This window comes from Uliginosibacterium silvisoli (assembly GCF_036017035.1).
GTDB classification, from domain to species: Bacteria; Pseudomonadota; Gammaproteobacteria; order Burkholderiales; family Rhodocyclaceae; genus Viridibacterium; species Viridibacterium silvisoli.
The window spans coordinates 130,691-155,764 of sequence record NZ_JAYXHS010000003.1; the positions used below are offsets into that span (position 1 = coordinate 130,691).

Sequence of the window (25,074 nt, forward strand, 5' to 3'; positions counted from 1 at the left end):
TACAGAGTCAGTCGTGAGACGAAAAAGAAGTCCCGCGGCTGCGAGCTTGCTCGGCGGCGACCCATTGGTTGAGCAAACGGCGGGCAGCGGGGGCCAGTTCGCCGGCAGTCAAGCCTACCGGCCCGACGCCATGGCTCACCAGCTCATCAGCCGCTGCGCCATGCAGATGCACCGCACCCAACAAAGCGGCTTCGGCACTCCAGCCTTGAGCAAGCAAGGCGGTGAGCAGACCAGTCAGCACATCGCCGCTGCCCGCGCTGGCGAGCCCCGCATTGCCGGTGAGATTAATGAACCAGCGCCCATCCGGAAAGGCGACGATGCTACCCGCACCCTTGAGCAAGACATGGGCGCGATAGCGGCGCGCCAGTGCGCAGCACATCGTCACGCGATCGGACTGCACTTCGGCCAACGCGCATTGCATCAGACGCGCAGCTTCCGCCGGATGAGGTGTCAGCAAAGTGGGCGATTCGCGCTGGGTCAGCATGGTTTGCAGCGTCGGTGTCGAGGCCACCAGGTTGAGTGCATCCGCATCCAGCACCAAGGGGCCGGAAAAACCGAGCGCACGCCGCAACTGCTGTCCGGCGACTTCCGACTGCCCCATGCCGGGTCCCAACGCGAGCGCATTGCACAGCAGATGCAGATCTCCCGGAGGACGCAACATCAACTCGGGCTGCATGCCGTCCACAGTGGGGGCCTGGAGATCGAGCAAGCCCACATAGACACGACCAGCTCCGCCATACAGGCAGGCACGTGCTGCAAGTAAAGCGGCGCCAAGCATGCCCGCAGCGCCGCCGATCACGCCGGCCTGCCCATAACTGCCCTTGTGAGAATTTGCCGCACGCGGCCGCAAGCCCTGGGCGAAATGCGCGCGCTCCAGCACTCGCCCTTCCGCCGACGACGGCGGCAGATCCAGCGCGTGTAGCGCAAGCTCACCACAATGATCGGGACCATCCAGCGTCAGCAAACCAGGTTTGAGCGCAATGAAACTGGAAGTATGGGTCGCACGCACGGCAACGCCCATGACGCGCCCGCTGTCGCTATCGATACCCGAGGGCACATCAAGCGACAGCACAGGGCAGCTCAAGGCATTGAGGCGCGCAATCCAGTCCGCGTAACGCCCTTCGAGTGGGCGAGTCAGGCCGATGCCGAACAGCGCATCAATGGCGAGGCCCCACTGACCTCCCAGAAAATCCGTCACGGTCTGACCGCCAGCCGCTTGCCATGCCAGTCGTGCCGCACGCGCATCTGCGGGCATCCGGGTCTCATCGGCAGCGCACACCATCACCACATCGCAGCCCGCCGCACGCAGTAGACGCGCGACTACGAAACCATCACCACCATTGTTACCGGGCCCCGCCAACACCAGCACGCAGCCTTGCTTGTCTACTAGAAGTGCTTGCGCCCTTTCAGCCGCCGCCTGCCCGGCCCTTTCCATCAGAGCAGGCTGCAAATTGGCGTATTGACGTTCGACCTCACGCACTTCAGCGGCACGCAGGATTACACCAGCAAGCGAATGAGCCCCGACGGCGCTCAACGCGTCACACCCCGCTGCTCGTTCATCAGATTCAGCAGGTGCACGACCGGGATGGCGTAGGTAATACCTGTCGGGTTACTCAACCCGGCCTCGCGTGCCGAGCGGACCAGCCCGGAATTGATGATGCCGATGACCTGCCCAGTCTCCGGCTCGAACAAAGGGCTACCGCTGCTCCCGGGATATGCGATTGCGTCGAGCTGGTAGATAGGAAATGAGTCGGCCAGCTGGCGGATCAGCGGACCATCGAGTCGATTGGCGTTCGGCCGCGGAACGCCGGTGGGTGCCACAGCCGAAATGACGCCTGAATGCGTAGTCGGATACAGGCCAAGGACATTGCCTATCGGAAAGCCGGTAAAAGCCACCGCCTGCCCTTCACGCACCTCCGTCGTTGAAAACCCCAGCGCGGGCAGACCCGGCCCGCTCTTCAACTTGAGCAACGCCAGATCGTGTCGCTCATCGATGGCCAGACGCGTGACTTCACGCACCTCTCCTGCCCCCCCCTTGCTCGGCACGCTGACCACCAGCGTCTCAAGCTGCTCGGTATTGAGCGGTTGCGTCAGCTTCACATGCGCATTGGTAGCGATCAGGCTACCGTCTCCCACCACGAAGCCCGTCCCCAGAAACATGAAGGCCGGACTGCGCGTACGCTGAAAGGTGCCCACCACAACGACTGAAGGCTTGATGCGTTGCAGGGTATCCGGCAAGGCGGCATTGACAGTTGTATTGCCTGCCAGCAACGCACACGCGACCAGCACGAGGAGGATGCCTTGAAGCATTAGCCGAAGCACCTTCGCTTCAACGCACTGCGATGCCGGCAGCCACGACGGGAGAAGGCTCGGTAAGCGTCGCGTCGAACGGGTGCTGTGGCTGCTTGTAGAAGGCATAGATCTTTTTCACGTAGAAGGCTGTTTCCATGAAGGGCGGAATGCCACGAAAACGATCGACCGCACCTTCTCCCGCATTGTAGGCGGCGACGGCAAGCAACACATCCCCGCGATAGTAGGCAAGCAACCAACGCAAATAGGAAAGGCCGCCACGGATGTTCTGGCCTGGATCAAAAGTATTGCGCACCTTGAAGCGTGCAGCGGTATCCGGAATGAGCTGCATCACACCAAGGGCGCCACGCGAGGAGCGCGCCAGCAGATCGAGATTGGACTCGGAGACTGCAATCGCCAACGCGAGGCGCGGATTGATACCGTACTGCGGTGCCAGCAGACGGATGAGTTCGGCAATCTTCTGCTTGTTGGCGGGCAGACCGGCAATATAAGCATCGAGATCAGCGGCGTCGGCATTCACGAGCTCGTCGAGCGTTGCTGGCGTGGCGTTGCTGGAGCCTGTCGCCGCCTTGCTCACCTCGCGCGCGGTCGCCACTTTCGTCATGCATTCGGGCTGTTCGCCGGAAGGCTCGCCCAGACGCCGCAGCGCGTTACCGGCAGCAACGTGTCCCTGCGCCGCTGCCATGGAGAGAAGCGTTGCCGCATAACCCACGTGGCGGACCACGCCGCGGCCGCTCGCATACAGCCAGCCAAGACTGTACAAGGCCTCGGCGTCGCCCAGTCTTGCCGCGTCACAGTAATAACGCGCAGCCAGCTCCGGATCACGAGCAGCGCCCTCGCCATATTCGTAGGCTTTGCCCTGGTCAAGGTAGCTACGCGCCAGCGCAGCGCGTGCACCGTCCGACAGGCTCGGTACAGCGGGAGCGTCGCTCCCCCATACGGCAGCCGCTTGTAACGTCGCCGTCAATGCAAAGACGAACCTCACGTAGCGCAGCGGACGATAGAGCGAATTACAAGGCGCCGAGTACATCAGCCTGATTCCGCTCACATCGCCCGGCGCGGATATCAAAGCGTCTTGATGAACGCGTCGATTTCCTTATGCAAAGCCATCTCGGCAGGCACGCCCTCCAGCGCAGTCGTTGCCTCCTTGCGCGCGGCACTCTTATCGCCGGATTTGGCGAGGGCCTTGGCGTATCCCAAGCGCACGGCTGATGCCTTCGGCCCGACTTCGACCGCCTGCTTCAGTAGCGCGAGACCGCGCTGCTGCTGGCCACGCTCAAAGAAAATGGTCCCGGCAGTTTCCATCACCGCCGGCATTTTCGGCGCCGCTTTCAATGCCTGTTCGGCATACTCGACAGCCTTGGGATCCGACTGTTTGTTGGCGGCCCAGGCAAGATTATTCAGAACGACAGCATTGCCGGGCGTCGCCGCATTGGCAGCCTTCAGCTGTTCAAGCGCCTCCGCATACTTGCCTGCGTTCAGAGCATCTTCGGCCACTTGCATGCGCACATTGCTGTCTTTGGGATTGATCTTGACCCAGTCAGCCACGAGCTTCTGCGCTTCGGCAGTCTTGCCCTGCTGAAGCAAGGCCGTGCGCAGACCGAGGACGATCTGAGCAGTCTTGGCACGCTGAAAAGCCTGCTGCAGCACAGTCTCTACCTGCAACCAGCGCTTGTCCTGGGCGGCAATTTCGGCCTCCAGCATGAAGCCAACCGGCGATTTCGGTTGTTTGGTCTGCAGATCCTGGGCGAGCGTAATCGCCTCACTGCCACGCTTGTTCTTGACGAGGATGCTGGCCAGGCGCTGATAGGCATCAACGAAATCGGGCTTGAGCTCGATTGCCTTGCGCAAGGACGCTTCTGCCGCAGCTTCGTCACCCGCAACATGCTGTGCATCCGCCAGATCAATCAGTGCAGCGGGGCTATTAGGTTCAGCACTCTGGAGTTTCTGGAACGTCGTTACTGCTTGCTGCTTTTCACCCGCTGCAAGTTGCACGCGCCCCAGCAAGCTTGCCGTCGCCTTGTTGTCAGGATCAGCCGCTTGCGCCTGCTGGGCAACGTTCAGGGCCTGCTTTGTATCGCCAGCACGCAACAGAAGCTGGACCAGCGCAATGCGCGCCTCGTTCTTGGTTGGATCCGCCCCTACGCCCTTCTCAAGCGTAGCGCGCACATCAGCCGTTGAGGCGCCGGTCTCTGCCTGCAGCTGCGCCAGCAGCACGTAGGCACGGACATTCTTGGGCTCCTGCTGTATGAGCTTGTCAAAACGCTTGCGAGCGTCCTGTGGTTTGCCGTCAACCACATCCAGCCGCGCCAATTGGGAGATAGCGCCGATATTGCCGGGCTGCAATTCAAGTGCGCGCTCGAACGCTTTGCGTGCGCCGGCCACGTCCTTGGTTGCCAACAACACAGAACCCTTGATGTTGAAGGTTGCCGCGTTGTTGGGTTGCTTCTTTTCGAGTGCAGCTAGGGCCTGCATTGCTTTAGCGTTGTCGCCTTTACGCAAATGCGTCGAAATGATGGCGGTGTCTGCAACGATGCTATCAGGATCCCTGCTGGATACAGCCTCCAGATCCTGCATGGCACGCACGTCATCGCCTGCAGCCATGCGCGCCATGCCAAGGCGGGTCTGGGCCGTGGAAGACGAGGGCGCTAGCGCGGAGGCCTTGGCCAGATACTCGGTGGCCTTGGCAAAATCTCCCGACAGCATGTATGCCTGACCCGCCATGCTCAGTAGCTCGCCGTCATTGGCGCCCTTGTCCAGCATTGGCTTGATGATCTCCAGCGCGTGCGCCGAATCGCGCACGGCAAGGTAAGACTGTGCCAGCAGGCGCCGCGGCAGAGGCCACTCCGGACGACGCTGGATCACCTTCTGCAGCATGGTCTCGGAGGTCAACGCATCACCCAGCTGGATGTTTGCGGAAGCAGCCAGAACGAGCGCGAGATCGTTGTCGGGGGCAACACGCAACACCGTGTTCGCAGCATCCCGCGCAACGACAAACTTGCCCGCAATGAGAGCCGCCGCCCCTTCGAAATATGTAGCACGTATATCGTTTGGAGCAATTTTCCGGAAAGCCGCAATGGCAGAAGCAATCTCGTCCTGCTTTCCGCCCTGGATGTAAAGTGGGATCAGACGCAGCAGCGGCCTGGTGTCTTCCGGCGCGCCCGCAGCCGTTGACTTGAAAACGGCAATCGCCTCCTCGGTTTTCTTCTGCGCGGCCAGCACATCGCCTTTCAGCAGCAGGGCTTCTATCGCATTCGGTTGAGCCTTGATGATGGCATCGAGCGAGGCCATCGCTGCCGCCGAATCTCCATTGGCGAGCTTGATTCGCGCCTGTCCGATACCTGCCGCAACCAAACCGGGCTGCGCCTGCTCGGCAAGGAAAAACTGCTTTCCTGCGTTGTCAAAATCACTCAAAGCGGCATACGCATTGCCCAGCGCCACGGCAAGTGCCGCCTTGCCTTGCGGCGTCACGGCCTGCTTGTTGCCGAACTCCGCGATCGCCTTGTCTGCCTGCCCTTGGGCAACCAGAGCTGTCACCAACAACGGCATGATGTCGTCCGGCTTGCTGCCGGCGTCCTGCGCCTTGCGCAGCTCTCGTTCAGCACCCGCGAAATCGTTCTGCGCCATCAGCACGCGCGCAAACAGCAAACGCGCCTCCGCATGCTCCGGCTTGACCTGCAAAGCGTTCTTCAGCTGGATCGTCGCGGTATTGAAGTCACGCTTGTCAAAAGCCGTCTGCGCCGACGAGACCAGTTTGTCTGGATTGTCGCCACACCCACTCAGACTGATTACTGAGCCTACGAGGCAGGCTGTCGCCAGTTTGCGCGCGTCGAACTTGAACATGCCGTTATTCCTTTGTCTCGGGATTCTTGATGGATTGTGCTGCCTGAATTGTTTTGCCTGGGAGGAGCGGCCGTGACGATAGCCGCGGCCCCCTGCGAACCAGGCCGGAGCCTATTGTTCGGCGCCGCCTGCGTCCTTGCGAATGCCGAAGCGATTCATCAGGTCATAAAGTGTCGGCCGACTCACACCGAGCACTTCTGCTGCACGCGCAATATTGCCGTTAACACGTGACAGCACGCAGACGACTGCGCGTTTCTCCGCCTCATCACGTACGTGGCGCAGATTGAGGGCAGCAAAGTCCTCTTCGACCACATCCAGCCCAAGGTCGTCTGCGGTAATGCGATTGCCGTCCGCCATGATCACTGCGCGCTTGATGCAATTCTCAAGCTCGCGCACATTGCCCGGCCAGTTGTGCCCTTCGATGGCCGCAACCGCGTCGTCGGTCAGACTCATGCTGCCGCGTTTCATCTCCTGCGCGAAGCGCTGGACGAAGGCATGCGCCAGCAGGCTTGCATCGCCAGGACGCTCGCTGAGCGCAGGAATGTCGACAATGATTTCAGCCAGCCGGTAAAAGAGATCTTCGCGGAAGCTACCGTCCTTTATCCGCAAACGCAGGTCCTGATGGGTGGCACACACAACGCGCACATCCACGGGAATTTCCTCGCGGCCGCCAATGCGTTCGACCTTCCGTTCCTGCAGAAAGCGCAGCAGCTTGGCTTGAAGTGCTTGCGGCAGATCGCCGATTTCGTCGAGGAACAAGGTCCCCTTGTGCGCCAGCTCGAACTTGCCTGGCGTCTGCTTCACTGCCCCGGTAAAAGCCCCTCGCTCGTAGCCAAACAACTCGCTCTCAAGCAGGTTTTCAGGGATGGCCGCGCAATTGATGGCGATGAAGCGCTCCGCCTTGCGGCTCGATTTTTCATGCACCCCCCGCGACAACAGCTCCTTCCCCGTACCGCTCTGCCCCAGCAACATGACCGTTGCATTGGTGTTCGCAACCTTCTCGATCGTCCTGCAGATGCGCAGCATGCCGGCATCGCGCGTAATCAAACCGCCCAGCGCACTACCGGTTTGCGTGGTGAGCAGACGCTTGTTTTCCTGCTGCAAATCATAGAGACGGAAGGCACGCTCGATGGTGAGCACCAGTAGCTCGGGCTCGAAGGGTTTGCCGAAGAAATCATAGGCACCCAATCCGACAGCCCGTACGGCGTTGTCGCGATCATGCTGCCCGGTCAACACGATGACCTTTGTGTCTGGCGCCAAGGCCAGGATTTCTTCCAGCAAACGGAAGCCTTCGCTGACGCCATCCGGTTCCGGCGGCAAACCGAGGTCCATGGTCACTACGGCCGGCTCATGACGCCGCAGCTGCGCAATGGCCGATTCGCGGTCCGAGGCCAGCACAGCCTCGTAGCTGTCGAAAGCCCATTTCATCTGCTTCTGCAAAGCAGGGTCATCCTCGACGATAAGGAGCACCCGCGCTTTTTCGGGATTGCTTTCTGCCATTACATTCTCATCACAATCAGGCTGAAAATTCGTACACCGATCAGGCGACCGATGTCTCATTGCGCTCGCTTGAGGGAAAGATCAGAGCAAAGCGTGTCCCCACGTTCGGCTCACTTTCAACCTCGACACGCCCTCCAAGCTCACGGACATATTGCTGCACTTCGAAAGCGCCGATGCCCATGCCGTTCTGCTTGGTCGTCTGGAATGGGCGAAACAGGCGCTCGCGCACAAACTCGCTCGTCATGCCGCAACCCGTGTCCCGCACTTCGACCATGACGTCGCGACCGGCGCGCCGTACTGCAATTGAAACCTTACCATGCTCCGGCGTGGCTTCTGTGGCGTTCTGCACGACATGCCCGATTATCCGTTGCAATCGCTCCACCTGCCCGAACACGCCCAGTTCAGGCTCCGCATCCAGCGACACAGCGGGGCCGCTTGCGCGACGCTCTGCCAGCACTGCAGCACACAAGTCACCTACATCGATCCAGCGCTTGTGCTCGATCGGCTCCTTGTTCTGTAGCTGCGTCATCAGGCCGCGCATCCGCTCAGCCACGTTTTCTACAGTAAGCAGCATGTCGGCCTGGAACTCAGGATTGTCCTTGTGGCGCGTCGCGTTCTTGAGCATCAGCGAAAGCTGTGCGACGAGATTCTTCAGGTCATGCACCACAAAAGCAGACATGCGATTGAAGGAGTCAAACTTCTGCGCCTCGAGCAGCGCAGCCGTCGCCTGCGCTCGCCCTAGATAACTTGCCGCCTGACGACCTGCGGTCTTGAGCAGATCCAGCACTTCCCAGTTCACTTCAATGGGCGCGCGCGCCGTCGCCAACACGGCGAAAGCGACCATTTCCTCGCCGCTGATGAGCGGCACGAGCAGCCACGCGTCGCTCGCAGCCGAAAGCCACGGTGGAACAGCCAGGCCCTGATACAGGCTCGGACGGCTGCGCCATTCTTCGAGATTTACGATCCAGCCATGCGTGCGCATGAAACTAGCCAGCGGCGCATCTGCCGGCTCTTCCCCTTCGTTAAGCGGGCAATTCAGTTTGGCACGCGGCCTGTAGACATCATCCACATCGCGCAGCCACAAGACGCCTCCCGGGCTTTCCACCAATTCGGCCAGCGCCCAGATGACGCTTTGCTCAAGCGTCAAACCTGCTTGCCCCCCTGCAGAAACCCCGCTTAGCGCTTTTGTGAATCTCAGCCAGGCTTCACGATAGTCATAGCGGTAGGCAAACAGATTCTTGTTGAGCCAGACCCGTACGCGCGCCCGGAAAGAACCCGAAAAGGCAGCGAAGACAAGGAGGAACACCCCCCCCGCAATCATGGCCGTCTGCAGGGCTCGTCCCCAACTGCCACCAAACCAGCGGATGTAGTAGCCGGCTGCGGCAATCAACAACAGATAGAGACCGGACCCCGCCAGCGCGGTGGAATGAAAAACCAGTTGCCGCGAGACTGTGATGCGGAACGTCCAGTCACGACTACGCACGGCCGACATGGCCGCAAGCGGTGCCACCAGCGCCTGGACAAATCCACGAACAGCCAGCACATCGTTATCCACGTGCCCCAGCAAGGCTGCTTCAGCAAACAGATAGAAGTCGAAACTCAGGACGCAGCCCAAGCCAAGGATGATTGGCTTGATGCCCCAACGTGAGCCACCAGGAAAATTGCGATAGACCTGCTCGACCAGCACCAGCAGCCAGACCACCATGAGGAGCTGCGCATAGAACACCCAGCGACCAAGCCCGGCGACCAGCACGGCAGCCACGCTCATCATCAAGGCGCCGGCAAAAACCGCCTGCGCAGCCTGTTGCACCCAGGACGATGAGCCCTCTCCTGCCTCTGTGCGCGTCGCCACCGAAAGCAAGCCTAAAAGGAAGAAGCTCCACATCGCCGGGCGCAGTACTTCGAGCACAAGCGACAGCCAGGCCCACAGCAAACCCTGAGGCGCCAACGCATCCAGCGCCGCCCACGCACATGACACCAACATCGCCACCATCAGGCGGCCACCCAGCATGCCGCCTCGCCAGCCCAGTCGCAGATAGATCGACAGACAACCGAAGACGACAGCAGCGATGCCGCTGGACCACATGCGAACTTCGTTGAGAGAGGATTCCATCAACCTATTATTCCACGCTGAATCACAGGCTCCCCACAGCCGTCACATCAACACGCCAGCCAAGGCAGGACGGAGCAAGAGGCACAACGAAAAAGCCCCGCTTGGGCGGCGGGGCTTCGGAAAACGGGGCGCGATGTTCGCGGCACGCAAGCTTTACTGCGCGCCCTCACCGGTCACCACCACACGCACTGTCTCGGCAAGCACCATCATGTCGAGGAACAAGGTGTGATTCTTCACATAGTAGAGATCGTATTGCAGCTTCTGAACGGCATCATCCACGGAAGCGCCATACTGGTAGCGAACCTGCGCCCACCCGGTGACGCCCGGCTTGAGCGAATGGCGCACAGCGTAGAAAGGAATCTCGTTGGTCAGTTGATCGACGAAGAATGGACGCTCCGGACGGGGGCCTACCATGCTCATGCTGCCCATCAGCACATTGAAGAGCTGCGGCAGTTCGTCGATACGTGTCTTGCGCATGATACGGCCGACCCGTGTCACACGATTGTCGTTGGCACTTGCCCAGCGCGGCTTGCCATCCTTTTCCGCATCCCGCCACATGCTGCGGAATTTGATCACCTTGAAGACGCGCCCGCCCTGGCCCACACGCTCCTGACGGTACAGGACAGGAAAACCATCCTCGATCCCGATGGCGATGACGGCCAGCAACATGATGGGGGCCGTCAGGGCCAGCAGCACCAGTGCTGCCGCCACGTCGAACACGCGCTTGATCATCGTGCGCAAGGTTCCCTGACGGAAGCCCTCGCCATAGATCAACCAGCTGGCACGCAAGGAATCAAGGCGCACCTGCCCGCGAACCCGTTCGAAAAAGCATGACAGGTCCAGCACCTTGATGCCGGACAGCTTGCAATCCAGCAGTTCGGACAAAGGCAAGGTGCCGCCACGACGCTCGCGAACGGCAACGATGATCTCATCGGCTTCGAGCGCGCGCGCCGTCTCAAGCAACGACCGGCCAGATGGCAAGACGCGCGAAGGATGGACAAGTGATTCATCAGAGCCCGGCACGGGCAGAAAGCCAACGATGGACAGGCCGGGGTGATGGGGATGCGTCAGCGAATACTCGACCGAGGCGGCTTCACGTCCGGTGCCGATGACCAGCACGCGACGACGCCACATCGATGCGGCACCCGAACGACGCGAAACGCCGCGCACGAACAGCACGCCACCGAGAATCATGATCACCGTCGCATCCAGCGCCTGATAGCGCTCGCCGCCCCATGGCAGCATGCGGAACACACCCCAGGCAACGGGCACGCTGAACAACACCGTCAGGACGATACGCGCCAGCAGATCCCGGAACGACGCATCGCGATGTGAGCCGTAGATACCCAAGGCGCTGCTGAGGGCCATCATCACGACCGCGAACACCAAGGCCGAGGGCACCACGCTGGACATCGTCGCCGCAACTTCACCGCCGACGTAGAAGGCAGCCAGCAGAATCGCGCAAAAGAGGACCAGCACATCTATCAACACCTGATAGACCGCACTGGAAGGGAAATAGTGATTAAACAGACGAAGCATTCTGATCCCCGGTTCTTCTTGCAACCATGTTCAAACGCCTGGATGAAATTCTTTGCGACAAGCAGTCTGTCTGGCGTTGCAGCACAACACAGACAACGTAATTGGCGCGAGGCAGACAGAACCTTATTCGATGGCACCGGATGATGCCGTGATGTGGTTCACGAACGCTCCGGGAAGCTGTGTCCAACTGGGCATTTTGCCCTTGTGGACATGATTTTTTTGTTTGAAACCGAACGGTCAGCGCGCTTCTCGACACAAAAATGCTGCTTTGCCGCATTGCTTCAATTGGGCGCCACTGCTGCACTTGCCTCGATTGCGAGGCAATTTTCTGGTGCAGAGCGCTGCCTGGAATGTCATTGCCCCCCTCACAAGGGCCTGCGCGACGCAACACCACGCATTTTCTGATGCCATTCATGCTTCGATCCTCACTTTCGCTTCGCGCATGTTCCTGGCAATGAGACCGAGAACATTTGCGACGCTTCAGCACTGGATTTTTATAGTGCGACGCAACAACTGCATTGTATCCCTGCCCAGGTTACAAACCATAGGTGACGTCCTTCTGGGCACAAAATAATCACGGATCAACCCACCAGCCCAAGCCGGAAACACGGAATCCGCTAGACTGCCGGGCTGTCCCATTTTCTGGTTTTCACGCATGAGCGGACCCATCACGCTATTGCCCGGCCACGTCGCGCTTGTAGGCGGCGGCCCGGGGAATCCCGAGCTTCTGACTGTGAGAGCAGCCCGGCTCATCGAACAGGCCGACGTACTGGTTTATGACCACCTGGTCGGCGACGCCGTACTTGATTTGGCACGAGCCGATGCCGAACGTATTTATGTCGGCAAGCAATCGGGCAAGCACACGCTGCCGCAGGAAGGCATCAACGCCCTGTTGGTCACGCTGGCACGCGCAGGCAAGCGAGTCGTGCGCCTGAAAGGTGGAGACCCCTATATTTTTGGTCGGGGCGGCGAGGAAGGCGAAGAACTGGCCGCCTCAGGTATTCCGTTCGAAGTGGTCCCGGGCGTCACGGCCGCATGCGGCGCAGCTGCGTACGCCGGCATCCCGTTGACTCATCGCGATCACGCCAAAGCCGTGATTTTCGTGACAGGTCATCTCAAGGACGACAGCAGCGATCTCGACTGGCCGGCGTTGGCTCGTGCCCAGCAAACCGTCGTGATCTACATGGGTGTGCTGTCGCTCCCGGAAATCAGCCACCACCTGATGGCACATGGCATGCCCCCGGACACGCCTGCAGCGTGTGTGCGTCACGCCACAACACAGCAGCAACAGACTGTGGCCGCCACGATCTCCACCTTGCCACAAGCCGTAACCGCCGCAGGCTTGCGCCCTCCTGCACTGCTGATCATCGGCCACGTCGTGAGCCTGCGCGATCAATTGAACTGGTTCGAGCGAGACTGATTGCCGCGCCATCCATTCGCATGAAAATGCCAATGGAATTCACAGAAGAGAAGCGCCGCGTTATCATCGGCCCATGACAAACGCCCGCACGACGGAGAAGTCCGGAAAGCTCGACCTGTTCGCCATCTCCTGGCCGATCTTCGTCGAGACGGCGCTGATGACCTTGATCGGCACGCTGGGTCTGTGGATGGCCGGTCACGTCTCCCCCGCCGCCGTCGCCATCTTCGGCCTGTCGAACCAGCTGCGCGCGATGTTCGACCGTCTGTTCCGCGTTGTGGGTATCGGCACCAGTGTCGTCGTTACACAGCATCGCGGCGCGGGCGACTCCGATGGCGCGCGTGCCGTGGCACGCGCCGGCTTTGCAGCATCTGTATGGGTCGGTCTTGCGGCCCTCCTGCTTGTCGGCATCTGGCCACGAGCCTTGCTCAATCTGCTGCAGTTGCCACCTGAGCTCATGGACATGGCGATTCCGTTCATCGCCGTCGTGGGCGGCGCGCTGGCGCTGGACTCGATCAACATCACCATGTTCTCGGTACTGCGCGCGTTCACTTTCACCAAGGATTCGATGCGCCTGGTGATGGCCATGAACATCCTGCATGTCCTCGTCAGCTTCCCCCTGGTGTTCGGGGTCGGACCGATTCCCGGCCAAGGACTCATGGGGCTCGGCTATGGACTACTGGCTTCACGTGCGCTGGTTTTCGTGTTGCTGCTGATCATGTGGTCACAGCGTCTCGGCATTGTCCTGCGCTGGCGCGATGCGCTCCTGGTGCCGCGCGAACCTCTTGCAGCCATCGCACACATCGGCCTGCCAAGCGCGGGCGAAAAGATCGCATTCCGGCTGTGCTTCATCGCCACTGTCGCCATGGCCGGCAGCATGGGGGCGAGCGCGTTGGCGACGCACGCCTACGCCATGAACGTCATCGCCATCATCAATATCGTGGTCGTGGCGCTTGGCGCGGGCTCGGAAATCATCGTCGGCCACCACGTCGGCGCCGGCCATCTGCGCGCCGCAGGCAGCGTCCTGCTGCGAGCCCTGCGCATCAGCCTGTTGGCGACTTTCATCGGTGGTGTACTGGCATGGTTGATTGCGCCACATGCCGTAGCCGCCCTGAACAACCGTCCCGATATTTCAGCCCTGCTCGCGACCATCCTGCTGATCGAGATCGTGGCAGGACTGGGGCGCACGACGAATGTAATCGTCATGGGCGGCCTGCGCGCCACGGGCGATGCACGCTGGCCGGTGAAGATCAGCGTCGTGGTCAACGTGGTGCTCGGCACGGCCCTCGCCTGGCTGCTGGGCGTGCATTTCGGCTGGGGCTTGCCGGGCTTGTGGATTGGCTATCTGGCAGATGAATGCGTGCGCGGCATTGCAATGTGGTTGCGCTGGCACTACCTCGGCTGGACGACGCAGGCACGCGCGGCACGGCGGCGCATTCTCAACAAGCGTCGCGCCGTTGCGAAAGTCCAGGCCTTAGCGTAAGGCCTCGCGTAAAGCCTCTGCCATCTCGGTGATGGCACGCCCCGCATCCGGCAGGATGCGCCCCATCGTCACGAAGCCGTGAATCATGCCCGCGTATTCGCTGTAGCGAACGGGCACGCCGTGCTCGGCCAGTTTTTCGGCATAGGCGCGTCCATCATCCGTCAAAGGGTCGCACTCCGCAGTAACGATCAACGCCGGCGGCAAGCCATCGAAATCCGTTGCTAGCAGCGGCGAGGCGCGCCAGTCGAAGTAGTCAGACTCAGAAGGCAGGTAGTTGTGCTGGAACCAGCTGATCGACGCGCGATCGAGAAAATGTCCTTCCGCGTACTGCTCATGTGAAGCGCGCTGACTGGTCTGATCGGTCGCCGGGTAGACCAGCAACTGGAAGCTCAGCGGAATGTCATTCGAATCTTCTTCGCGCAACATGTGGCACGCTGCGGCAGCCAGATTGCCACCCGCCGAATCGCCACCTATCGCCAAGCGCGCCGCGTCGAGCCCCAGGCCAGCCGCCTCACGCTTGAGCCAGCGCAGTGCCCACAGTGCGTCGTCAAGCGCCGCAGGAAAGCGGTTTTCCGGTGCCAGCCGATAGTCGAGTGCGAGCACAGCACATTGCGCTTCCGCACACAGGCTGCGGCAGAACGTGTCGTAGCAGGCAAGATCGCCGAGCGTCCAGCCACCGCCATGCAGCCATAGCAGCACAGGCAAAGTCTCGGTCGCATTCCGCGGTTTGTAGAGACGCGCGCGCAGCGGCCCACCCGCAAAATCCTTGCGGGCGATCTCCATGTCCTGCGCGCTGTCGATGGCCGGCGCATCTGGGCGATAGGCAAACATCAGCTTCTCGAAATTACGGCGCGCAAACGTCACGGGCTGATCTTCAAGACGTGGCGCTTCGATGCGATTGAGCATCTCAAGCAGACTTTTCGCGCGGGAATCGAGTGGCATTGCGAGGCAGGATGAGCGATGAAGAACGGCGCAATACTGCCAGAACATCCACACACACTTCAGACAGGAAGAAAAAAAGGGGCGCTTGCGCGCCCCTCCTCAATACGGTCAGAAACCGTAGGAGACAGACCCGAATATCCGGTTGCCCTGGCGGATGCCATAACGATTGACGCCGCCGAGGATGCCTTGCAGCGCCCACGTGACGCCCGACTCGCCAATGGGCTGTGACACACCGAGAATGAGATGACGATAGCCGCCCTGCACAGGCGCGGCACCGGAGAAGCAGCCATTCACCACGAAGGCCGTATCCGTCGGGCAGGTGGCGCCTGACAACGGATCGTGCGTGCCGAGGTACTTGCCTTCCTTGGTGTAGTAATACGCACCGAGGCTCGCTGACGCTGTGATGCTGTAAGGCAGCACATAGCTGTAGTTGGCCAGGAAATAGGTGTCGCCCTTGTTGCCCCACACGGTGTCGTTGAGCAGGGTCTGCGCGCTGATCGTCACCCCGGCGTAAGACGCTGCCAGCTTGGTTTCCAGCGCATTCGAATGCTTGCCGTTGTAATAGACGTAGCCTGTCAGACCAACTGTGTAGCCGAAGTCGCCGATCGCGCCGTTGTAGCCGCCGTAGAAATCATTCTCGATCGACTTGTCCTTCTGGAAACTGAAATCCGCAGGTGGCGTCTGCCCACTCGCGTAGTAGTCGTAGGACTCGCCAAGACGCTTGTAGGAATAGTTGATGAACGATGCCCAGTAACCAGCATAGAAGCCACTGGTGTGCGAGACATCCGCACCCCACTGGAACACCGGCTTGTCTGACTCAGGCGCGTCGGCGCCTTCATTGCCGAGACCGGGTTTGACGTTGCCGTAGGTCGTTGTCGCACCGCGCAGGTAGTACGCCGAAACGAGATCGATGTGGCCTGTGTATGTGAAGTCGGACTTGGGTGCATCGGCAGCTGATACTCCGCTGGAAACGGCCAGCAGGCTTGCAACAAAGAGGGCAATACGGGTATGACGCGAGGATTTCGCGATTGTGGTGCTGGACATGGCTAGGGCTCCCTGAAAGTGAGGATCTGGTCAAATCATCAACACGCGCGATGGCAGCTAAAGCGATTTCCGTGCCGAAGAACGTCTGCAACGCTTGCTGCCGTGCGGCAGGAGAGCCCATGCGAGACGTTGCATATTAGGTGCACGACGATGTGTGATACCCCACCTCACTCCCGATCGTGCTGCAATCGCGTCTTGCGCCGTGACCCATTGCAGTGCCCACCGCACCAGAATGTCGCCGCACTCATGCGCCACATCCGCTCCGCAAACAACATCCATGAATGCCATTTGCATTATCAGAAGCCGCACAGCGTTGCAGATACACAGTCTTGTCGATGAGCATGGTGTGCCGGACAAAATTGGCACGCTTGCTGCTAGAATCGTCGTCGAGAGGGGCGGCTACGTCGTGACGCAAGTCCGCTTCTTGAAGGGAAACTAGGGTTCCGGCCGCTTCATCAACACGCGCATTGCGGTGCCTGGTCCGAGAGTTTCCGGCTTTGAAGTTCTGGTTAAGGCTTACGCCTGACACCATCGCATCAAGGCTCCACGGAGGGATAAAAGCCCGGGAGGTTCGCTTCTATACAAGCGCCCTCTCGCCCTTATTCCGATTCGACTGGAGCCTCTCGATGTCTCTGAAATCCCTGCCCTCATTCTTCCGCCCCGCCTGGGTCCGCACGCTTGCGCTCGTGCTCAGCTGTTCATTCGCCGCGCCCGTCATGGCCGAGGTCAAGGTCGGTCTATCCGACTGGCCGGGCTGGGTGGCGTGGTACGTCGCCGAGCAGAAAGGCTTCTTCAAGAAATACGGCGCCGACGTGAAACTGGTGTGGTTCGCCAACTACACGGACTCCATCTCGGCCCTCTCCTCCGGCCAGCTCGACGCCAATTCGCAGACCTGGTCCGACACGCTCGGCCCGCTCGCCAAAGGCCTGCCGCTCAAGACCATTCTCGTGAACGACAACTCCGCCGGCAATGACGCGGTCATGGTCAATCCGAAGATAAAGAACTTCGCTGACCTGAAGGGCAAGACTGTCGCGCTGGAGCAGTTCAGCATCTCGCACTTCGTGCTGGCAACCGCACTCGCCAAGAACGGCATGACGCAGAAGGACGTAAAAATCGTCAATCTGGCGGCCGGTGATGCGGCAGCCGCCTTCCTCGCCGGTCGCGTCGATGCGGCTGTCGTGTGGAACCCCTGGGTGAATCAGATCCAAGCCAGTGGCAAGGGAAACGCCTTGTTCACCTCGAAGGACATGCCCGGCCTCGTGCCTGACCTGCTGGTCGCGCAGGAGAAAGCCATCAAGGCACATCGCAAGGATTTCGTCGGCATGGTGAAGGCCTGGTACGACACGGAGAAGTTCATCCGCGAGCAGCCGGATGAGGCCGCAAAGATCATGTCCAAGGTCGTCAGCATGAAGCCCGAGGACTACAAGATCTTCTTGCCGGGCACGCGCTTCTTCGACGAGAAGGCCAACCTCGACGCGCTGGGCACCTCGCCCACCTCGCTGCAGGCCGTCGGCCCGACCATCGCGAAGTTTCTCGCCGACAACAAGCTGATCGAAGGCAAGCCGGACTTCGCCAAGGGCGTGGATGCCTCCATCGCCCAGGAAGCCGCCAAAAAATAACCGGCCGTGCGCGTTGGCGCTCGCCAGCGCGCACATCTCTGAACCTGCATTGAGCCAAGCCCGCAAGGACGCACCATGGATGCCTTTGTTCCACCTGCCTCGCCCGTGAAGACCCGGCGCAAACGTTCGCTGCTATGGAGCGTGCGTGGCCCGATCACGCAGCGCCAATACCTGCTGCTCGCCGCACTCGGCCTCATCGTCCCGCTGGCGGCATGGTGGCTGCTGTCCGAATTCGGTGGCGTCAACAAGGTGTTCCTGCCTGCACCGCCTGACGTGCTTCATCGCATCGCCACCTGGTGGACCGATGACAACCTGCTTGGCGACATCGGCATAAGCATCTATCGCGTCGTCGGCGGCTGGGCGCTCTCGGCACTCGTCGCCCTGCCGATCGGGCTGGCCATCGGCACTTTCCGCCCGGTGCAGGCGCTGCTCGAACCGCTCACCGACTTCATCCGCTACATGCCCGCGGTCGCCTTCATTCCGCTGGTGATGTTGTGGGTTGGCATCGATGAAGGTTCGAAGATCGCCATCATCTTCATCGGCACCTTTTTCCAGATGGTGTTGATGGTGGCCGAAGACGTGCGACGCGTGCCGACGGCGCAGATCGAAGCGGCGCAGACCATGGGCGCGACGCGCTTCGAGTTGATCGAGAAGGTGATCGTGCCCTCGGCCAAGCCGGCACTGGTCGACACCCTGCGCGTGACCATGGGCTGGGCCTGGACCTATCTCGTCGTCGCCGAGCTGGTGGCTGCGAATTCGGGTCTCGGCTACGCGATCCTCAAAGCGCAGCGCTTCCTGCAGACCGACAAGATCTTCGCCGGCATTCTCCTCATTGGCGCCATCGGTCTCTTCATCGACCAGATGTTCCGCTTCCTGCATCGCCGTGCATTTCCGTGGCTGAAGGGAAACAAGTGATGACAACGAAAATCGCCATCCGTAACTGCAACAAGATCTTTGGCGAAGGCGACAAACAGGTCGTCGCACTGCAGGACGCCAACCTCGATATCGCACAGAACGAATTCGTCACCTTCGTCGGCGCATCGGGCTGCGGCAAGTCGACGCTGCTACGCATGATAGGCGGGCTGGAGACACTCAGCTCCGGTGACATCAGCATCGGTGGTCAGAGCATCGACGGCCCCGGCATCGACCGCGCCATGGTGTTCCAGCACTACAGCCTGTACCCATGGCTCACCGTGCGCGAGAACATCCGCTTCTGTCGCCAGCTCAAGGCCCATACCGATGACCGCAGCTCGGCCGACGTAGAAGCGGCATCCGGCCGCGCCGATGCACTGCTCAACCTGATGGGTCTCAGCAAGTCGGCGCACTCCTATCCGAATCAACTATCCGGCGGCATGCAGCAACGCGTGGCAATTGCACGCGCACTGATGGGCCGGCCGGAAATCCTGTTGATGGACGAACCCTTCGGCGCACTCGATGCACAGACGCGCGAAGTCATGCACGACCTCACCTGCGCGGTCCACAAGATCGAACGCGCCACCATCGTCTTCGTCACGCATGACGTCGAGGAAGCGATCTACCTCGGTGATCGCGTCGTGCTCATGGCGCCGCGCCCCGGGCGCATCGACACCGTCTTCCAGGTGCCGCTGCCGGAGAAGCGCGACAAGTCAATGAAGCACAGCCCGGAATTCCTGAAGATGAAACTGGAAATCCTCGACCGCATTCGCGAGACGTCGGGGATGAAGACGGACCTCGAACAATTGGAAAAGCTGTCAGCGCTGGCACACGGCTGAACATCAACGACATCACGCCAGGTTCGTCATTCCGGCGCAGGCCGGAATCCAGACGCTGCCCCGCACACTGGATCCCGGCCTGCGCCGGGATGACGGCACACAAGGAAAGCTCACCATGGAAAGCTTCACCGACATCCCCGACAACCCGGCCATCGACAATCCTGTCGATGCACCCGCCGCGTGGAAGCGCTTCGCGCCCGACGCGATCGCCAATATCGCTGTCGACAAAGTCATGTGGTCCGAAGTCGTGCCCGGCGGCGCACATTGGTCCTTCATCATGCCGCGCGGCAGCGCGCTGCGTTTCGTCGCACTCGAAGCCGGAGCCAATGCCAGCGTCGTACTCTACTCGGCGCGCGAAAAACTCGAGCGTTACAACATGCCCGATTCGCTCAAGGCACAGCACACCGCGCACTTCACGCGTGGTCATGTGTTGATGAGCGATATGGGCCGCTCGCTCGCGTCGATCACGGCCGACAGCCTCGGCTGGCACGACCCGCTCGGCGCCCTGCTCGATGCCGAGCTGCTCAAGCAGAAGTACGGCACACGCGCCTTCGAGCAATACCGCAACGCGATGTACCGCAACGGCAAGGACGGTCTGCTGATCGAGATCGGCAAGTACGGTCTCACCAAGCGCGATCTCGTTGCGCCTGTAAATCTGTTCAGCAAAGTCAGCGTCGATGAGGAAGGTCGTTTCCGCTTTGCGGAGAGTCACTGCAAGGCAGGTGACTACGTCGAGCTGCGTTTCGACATGGACACGCTGCTCGCCTACTCCACCGCGCCGCACGCGCTCGATCCGAATCCGGAATACGCACCGAAGAAAGTCGGCCTCGTTGCCTGGCGTTCCGGCGCTGCGGCGACTGACGACTTCTGCCGCCGCTTCCGCCCCGAGAATGCGCGTGCCATCCACAACAGCGACATGCTCTATCTCTAGGAAATTGCCATGACCGCCACAGCAATTCGAATCCAGGAAAGCGCGCTCGACCCAAGCCGCGCCGTGCTCAATCATCGCCAACCTGCCGGCGAGCCTTGGCTGCAAGAGGTAAAACGCGGCCAGACGCTGCGCATCGTCGACCTCGAAGGCAACCAGGCCGCCGACATCATCTTCTACAACCGCAACGACGTGTCCGAGCATTACAGCGCGACCGACACGATGCTGCGCCAAGGAGGCATCTACCTCACGACGGGCTCGGTGCTGTACTCCAACGACGGCAACGCGATGCTCACCATCGTCGCTGACACATGCGGCCGCCACGACACGCTGGGCGGCGCCTGCGCGGCCGAGAGCAATACCGTGCGCTACGCCTTGCAGAAGAAATTCATGCACAGCTGCCGCGACAACTACCTGCTCGCCATCCAGCACGCCGATGTCGGCATCACCAAGCGCGACCTCGTGCCCAACGTCAATTTCTTCATGAACGTGCCGGTAACGGAAGACGGTGGTTTGCAGTTTGCCGATGGTGTTTCCGCGCCGGGCAAGTACGTCGAGCTGCGCGCCGAGATGGATGTGTGGGTGCTGGTGTCGAACTGCCCGCAGCTCAATAACCCATGCAATGCGTATAACCCGACGCCGGTGCAGTTTCTGGTTTGGGATGGGGAGTGAGATGAAAAGCACCCTCTCCCGGTCCTGACGGACCACCCTCTCCCCGGCTGGGGAGAGGGAACTGCAACGTACGGCCCGCGCAATGTTTGCCGTTCCCTCGCCCGCTTGCGGGAGAGGGTGGCCGGTAGGCCGGGAGAGGGCAAGCACGCGTGAATGAACAAATACGCTCCAGGACGACCTGCAGCGCATGAAACAACAGCGGGACGACCCGCGCATCGAAGTGAGACCTAGCATGTCCGCAACCCGATTCGACACAGTCCTCATCGCCAATCGCGGTGCCATTGCCTGCCGCATCATCCGCACGCTGAAGAAACTCGGCATGCGCTCGGTCGCGGTCTACTCCGAAGCGGATGCCGACTCGGCCCACGTCGGCATGGCCGATGTCGCCATCTGCATCGGGCCGGCAGCTGCCGCAGAGAGCTATCTGCGCAGCGACAAGATTCTCGCCGCGGCGAAAGAGACCGGCGCGGGCGCAATCCACCCCGGCTACGGCTTCCTCTCCGAGAACGCGGAGTTCGCTGCCGAGTGCGAACGCGAAGGCATCGCCTTCATCGGCCCGACTCCCGAGCAGATGATCGCCTTCGGTCTCAAGCACACGGCGCGCGAACTGGCTGAGAAGAGCGGCGTGCCACTACTGCCCGGCAGCGCCCTTCTCGATGGTGCCGAGCACGCGCGCAAGGAAGCAGCACGCATTGGCTACCCGGTCATGCTCAAGAGCACGGCTGGCGGCGGCGGTATCGGCATGCGCCTGTTGTGGAACGAAGACGAACTGGCAGAGGCCTATGCCTCGGTCGACCGCCTTGCGCGCGCCAACTTCAAGAACGCCGGCATCTACCTGGAGAAGTACGTCGAGCACGCACGCCACGTCGAAGTGCAGCTCTTCGGTGACGGCAAGGGCGAAGTGCTGGCACTCGGCGAGCGCGATTGCTCGGTGCAACGCCGCAACCAGAAAGTCATCGAAGAGACACCGGCACCGGGCCTCTCCGATGCGCAACGCACATCGCTGCACGACACGGCCGTACGTCTCGGCAAGGCACTCAACTATCGCAACGCAGGCACGGTGGAGTTCGTGCTGGATGCCGTCAGCGGCAACTTCTATTTTCTCGAAGTGAACACGCGCCTGCAGGTAGAACACGGCGTGACCGAACAGATCAGCGGTGTCGATCTCGTGGAATGGATGGTGCGGCTGGCACAGGACAGCCTGCCCCCGCTGGCGAGCCTCGCGCCGAAGCTCGCGGGTGCATCGATCCAGGTGCGGCTCTATGCCGAAGATCCGGCGAAAAATTTCCAGCCATCGTCCGGCGTGCTTACCGAAGTGAGCTTCCCCGAGGATGCACGTATCGAGACCTGGGTCGCGCGCGGCAACGAAGTGCCGCCCTACTACGATCCGATGATCGCCAAGCTCATCGTCACTGCCGACACGCGCGAAGCGGCCGTCGCGAAGATGGCCGACGCGCTGGCACGCACACGCCTCGCCGGTATCGAGACGAATCTCGACTACCTGCGCGCAATTGTCGCTGGCGAAGTGTTCAGCGCGGGCAAGCAGACCACGCGCTACCTCAACAGCTTCGCCTACGCACCGCAGGCCATCGAAGTGCTCGAAGCCGGTGTGCAGACCACTGTGCAGGACTGGCCGGGCCGCACCGGCTACTGGGACATCGGCGTGCCGCCTTCAGGCCCTATGGATCCGTACGCCTTGCGCCTCGCCAACAAGCTGGTCGGCAACCCGCAAGGCACGGCCGGCCTCGAATGCACGCTCACCGGCCCACGCCTGCGCTTCCACAGCGACGCAGTGATCGCCGTCTGCGGCGCACCCATGGTCTTGAAGCTGGATGGCGAAACCATTGCGCTATGGCAGACGCATGACGTGAAAGCAGGCTCGGTGCTCGACATCGGCTCGGTCGATGGCGGCGGCGCACGCACCTACCTGGCCGTGCGCGGAGGCCTGGATGTGCCGGACTACCTCGGCAGCAAATCCACCTTCACGCTCGGCCAGTTCGGCGGCCATGCCGGCCGCACCCTGCGCGTCGGCGACATGCTGCACATTGCCGATGCGCCCACCGAGAGATGCACCGAAGACCCGAGCGTGTTGGCCTCGCCTGCGCCAGTGCGTGACACGATCAACGCCGCACTGATTCCGTCTTTCGCGAATCACTGGGACATCGGTGTGCTCTACGGCCCGCACGGCGCGCCGGACTTCTTCACCGATGAAGACATCGACATGTTCTTCAGCACTGCGTGGGAGGTGCACTACAACTCCAGCCGCACTGGCGTGCGCCTGATCGGGCCGAAGCCGCAATGGGCGCGTCACGATGGTGGCGAGGCCGGCCTGCATCCATCGAACATCCATGACAACGCCTACGCCATCGGCGCGGTGGACTTCACCGGCGACATGCCGGTGATCCTCGGCCCGGACGGTCCTTCGCTGGGTGGCTTCGTCTGCCCGGCCACCATCGTCGCCGCCGAGCGCTGGAAGATGGGGCAGCTGCGTCCCGGCGATACGGTGAACTTCCGTCGCCTCTCGCCAGCGCAGGCCACCGCGCTGGAGAAAGCACAGGAGCACGCACTCGCCACGCTCGCGCCGCTGCCTGACCCGCTGGTCATTGCCGAGCAGAACGACACCGCAACGCCCGCCATCCGCCATGCGACACCCGCGACGGAAACCGAACTGGGCGTGGTCTACCGCCAGGCTGGCGACAAATACCTGCTGGTCGAATACGGGCCGCTGGTGCTCGATCTCAACCTGCGCTTCCGCGTGCATGCGCTGATGAACACCGTGCAGGCGATGCGCGATGCGGGCGCCCTGCCCGGCATCATCGACCTCACACCGGGCATCCGCTCGCTGCAGATCCACTACGACTCGCGCCGCATTCCCTGCGACACGCTGATCGCCACGCTACAGCGCGCACAACGCGACATGCCCGCCATCGAAGACATGGTCGTGCCGACGCGCACCGTGTGGCTGCCGCTGTCGTGGGATGACGCCGCGACGCGGCTCGCCATCGAGAAGTACATGCAGTCCGTGCGCCCGGATGCGCCATGGTGCCCGAGCAATATCGAATTCATCCGCCGCATCAACGGTCTCGATTCGATCGAGGACGTGAAGCGCATCGTCTTTGACGCAAGCTATCTCGTCATGGGTCTTGGCGACGTCTACCTCGGCGCACCTGTCGCGACGCCGGTCGACCCGCGCCATCGCCTCGTCACCACCAAGTACAACCCGGCGCGCACCTGGACGCCGGAGAATGCCGTCGGCATCGGCGGTGCCTACATGTGCGTGTATGGCATGGAAGGCCCCGGCGGTTACCAGTTCGTCGGCCGTACCTTGCAGATGTGGAACCGCTGGCGCGATGCGAGTAACGGCGCGCTCGAATTCGAACCCGGCAAGCCCTGGTTGCTGCGCTTCTTCGACCAGATCCGCTTCTACCCGGTGAGCGAGGAAGAACTCGTACAGATCCGCCGCGACTTCCCGGCCGGCCGCTATCGCTTGAAGGTCGAAGAAGGCGAATTCTCGCTGCGCGACTACAACGCCTTCCTCAAGCGCGAAGCCGAATCCATCACGGCATTCAAGACCACGCAGCAAGCTTCGTTCGACGCCGAGCGCGAACGCTGGCGCGAAGCGGGTCAGGCGGAATACGTCGGCGAAGCAGATGTCGCCATCGCCGACCCGGACCACGTCGAGCTGCCGCCCGGCGGCAAACTCCTGCAGACCCATGTGCCCGGCAATGTGTGGAAGATCGAAGTCACGGAAGGCCAGCAGGTCGCCGAGGGCGACACGCTGATGATCGTGGAGTCCATGAAGATGGAATTCCCGGTCAGGGCCTCCAGCGCGGGCACGGTCTACAAGATCTTCGCGCGCGAAGGCAGCCCGGTGGGTGCCGGGCAGGACGTGATGATTCTGGCTACGGAGTGA

Annotated in this window: 17 protein-coding genes and 1 riboswitch; of the genes, 8 read left to right on the forward strand and 9 right to left on the reverse strand. The window is 61.5% G+C overall.

The window, feature by feature from the left end; genetic code table 11:
* Positions 1-7: 7 nt before the first annotated feature.
* From VVD49_RS15400 to VVD49_RS15430, 7 genes are all read right to left on the reverse strand, one after another.
* A complete protein-coding gene (locus tag VVD49_RS15400; protein WP_327600091.1) occupies positions 8-1,534 on the reverse strand; it encodes an NAD(P)H-hydrate dehydratase in 1,527 nt (508 codons plus the stop codon).
* Positions 1,531-2,310, reverse strand: coding sequence for a S1 family peptidase (locus tag VVD49_RS15405; protein WP_327600092.1), 780 nt, complete (start codon positions 2,308-2,310; stop codon positions 1,531-1,533). Before VVD49_RS15405 ends, VVD49_RS15400 begins: the two co-directional genes overlap by 4 nt.
* Positions 2,311-2,329: 19 nt before the next feature.
* Positions 2,330-3,340 (reverse strand): transglycosylase SLT domain-containing protein, encoded by a 1,011-nt coding sequence (locus VVD49_RS15410; protein ID WP_327600093.1) that lies wholly within the window; start codon positions 3,338-3,340, stop codon positions 2,330-2,332.
* 35 nt (positions 3,341-3,375) lie between these two features.
* Positions 3,376-6,153: an XrtA/PEP-CTERM system TPR-repeat protein PrsT gene (prsT, locus tag VVD49_RS15415; protein ID WP_327600094.1), complete on the reverse strand. Its 2,778-nt coding sequence runs from the start codon at positions 6,151-6,153 to the stop codon at positions 3,376-3,378.
* Positions 6,154-6,264: 111 nt separating this feature from the next.
* Positions 6,265-7,653, reverse strand: a complete 1,389-nt coding sequence (gene prsR / locus VVD49_RS15420; protein ID WP_327600095.1) for a PEP-CTERM-box response regulator transcription factor — start codon at positions 7,651-7,653, stop codon at positions 6,265-6,267.
* Between the two features lie 40 nt (positions 7,654-7,693).
* Positions 7,694-9,766 carry an XrtA/PEP-CTERM system histidine kinase PrsK gene (prsK, locus tag VVD49_RS15425; RefSeq protein ID WP_327600096.1) on the reverse strand — a complete coding sequence of 691 codons (2,073 nt, stop codon included), beginning with the start codon at positions 9,764-9,766 and terminating at the stop codon, positions 7,694-7,696.
* 153 nt (positions 9,767-9,919) lie between these two features.
* Positions 9,920-11,305 carry a TIGR03013 family XrtA/PEP-CTERM system glycosyltransferase gene (locus tag VVD49_RS15430; RefSeq protein ID WP_327600097.1) on the reverse strand — a complete coding sequence of 462 codons (1,386 nt, stop codon included), beginning with the start codon at positions 11,303-11,305 and terminating at the stop codon, positions 9,920-9,922.
* A gap of 655 nt (positions 11,306-11,960) precedes the next feature.
* Between VVD49_RS15430 and cobA the strand changes: the two genes are divergently transcribed.
* Complete coding sequence (gene cobA, locus VVD49_RS15435; RefSeq protein WP_327600098.1) at positions 11,961-12,725, forward strand: uroporphyrinogen-III C-methyltransferase; 765 nt, start codon at positions 11,961-11,963, stop codon at positions 12,723-12,725.
* A 73-nt stretch (positions 12,726-12,798) separates the two neighbouring features.
* On the forward strand, positions 12,799-14,205 hold the full coding sequence (locus tag VVD49_RS15440; RefSeq protein WP_327600099.1) for an MATE family efflux transporter: 1,407 nt from the start codon (positions 12,799-12,801) through the stop codon (positions 14,203-14,205).
* Here VVD49_RS15440 and VVD49_RS15445 read toward each other — a convergent pair.
* Both VVD49_RS15445 and VVD49_RS15450 read right to left on the reverse strand, forming a co-directional pair.
* Positions 14,197-15,147, reverse strand: coding sequence for an alpha/beta hydrolase (locus tag VVD49_RS15445; protein WP_327600100.1), 951 nt, complete (start codon positions 15,145-15,147; stop codon positions 14,197-14,199). The genes VVD49_RS15440 and VVD49_RS15445 overlap by 9 nt on opposite strands.
* A gap of 108 nt (positions 15,148-15,255) precedes the next feature.
* Positions 15,256-16,191 carry a TorF family putative porin gene (locus VVD49_RS15450; protein WP_327600101.1) on the reverse strand — a complete coding sequence of 312 codons (936 nt, stop codon included), beginning with the start codon at positions 16,189-16,191 and terminating at the stop codon, positions 15,256-15,258.
* 424 nt (positions 16,192-16,615) lie between these two features.
* Positions 16,616-16,762, forward strand: a riboswitch (guanidine-I (ykkC/yxkD leader).
* Between the two features lie 55 nt (positions 16,763-16,817).
* Here VVD49_RS15450 and VVD49_RS15455 point away from each other — a divergent pair.
* The 6 genes from VVD49_RS15455 (at position 16,818) to uca (ending at position 25,074) form a co-directional block, all read left to right on the forward strand.
* Positions 16,818-17,810 carry an ABC transporter substrate-binding protein gene (locus VVD49_RS15455; RefSeq protein ID WP_327600102.1) on the forward strand — a complete coding sequence of 331 codons (993 nt, stop codon included), beginning with the start codon at positions 16,818-16,820 and terminating at the stop codon, positions 17,808-17,810.
* 75 nt (positions 17,811-17,885) lie between these two features.
* Positions 17,886-18,725 carry an ABC transporter permease gene (locus tag VVD49_RS15460; RefSeq protein WP_327600103.1) on the forward strand — a complete coding sequence of 280 codons (840 nt, stop codon included), beginning with the start codon at positions 17,886-17,888 and terminating at the stop codon, positions 18,723-18,725.
* Positions 18,725-19,561: an ABC transporter ATP-binding protein gene (locus tag VVD49_RS15465; RefSeq protein ID WP_327600104.1), complete on the forward strand. Its 837-nt coding sequence runs from the start codon at positions 18,725-18,727 to the stop codon at positions 19,559-19,561. The genes VVD49_RS15460 and VVD49_RS15465 overlap by 1 nt, the downstream gene beginning before the upstream one ends.
* A 115-nt stretch (positions 19,562-19,676) precedes the next feature.
* Positions 19,677-20,492, forward strand: a complete 816-nt coding sequence (locus tag VVD49_RS15470; RefSeq protein ID WP_327600105.1) for an urea amidolyase associated protein UAAP1 — start codon at positions 19,677-19,679, stop codon at positions 20,490-20,492.
* 9 nt (positions 20,493-20,501) lie between these two features.
* Positions 20,502-21,161 carry an urea amidolyase associated protein UAAP2 gene (locus tag VVD49_RS15475; RefSeq protein ID WP_327600106.1) on the forward strand — a complete coding sequence of 220 codons (660 nt, stop codon included), beginning with the start codon at positions 20,502-20,504 and terminating at the stop codon, positions 21,159-21,161.
* Positions 21,162-21,393: 232 nt separating this feature from the next.
* A complete protein-coding gene (gene uca / locus VVD49_RS15480) occupies positions 21,394-25,074 on the forward strand; it encodes an urea carboxylase (RefSeq protein ID WP_327600107.1) in 3,681 nt (1,226 codons plus the stop codon).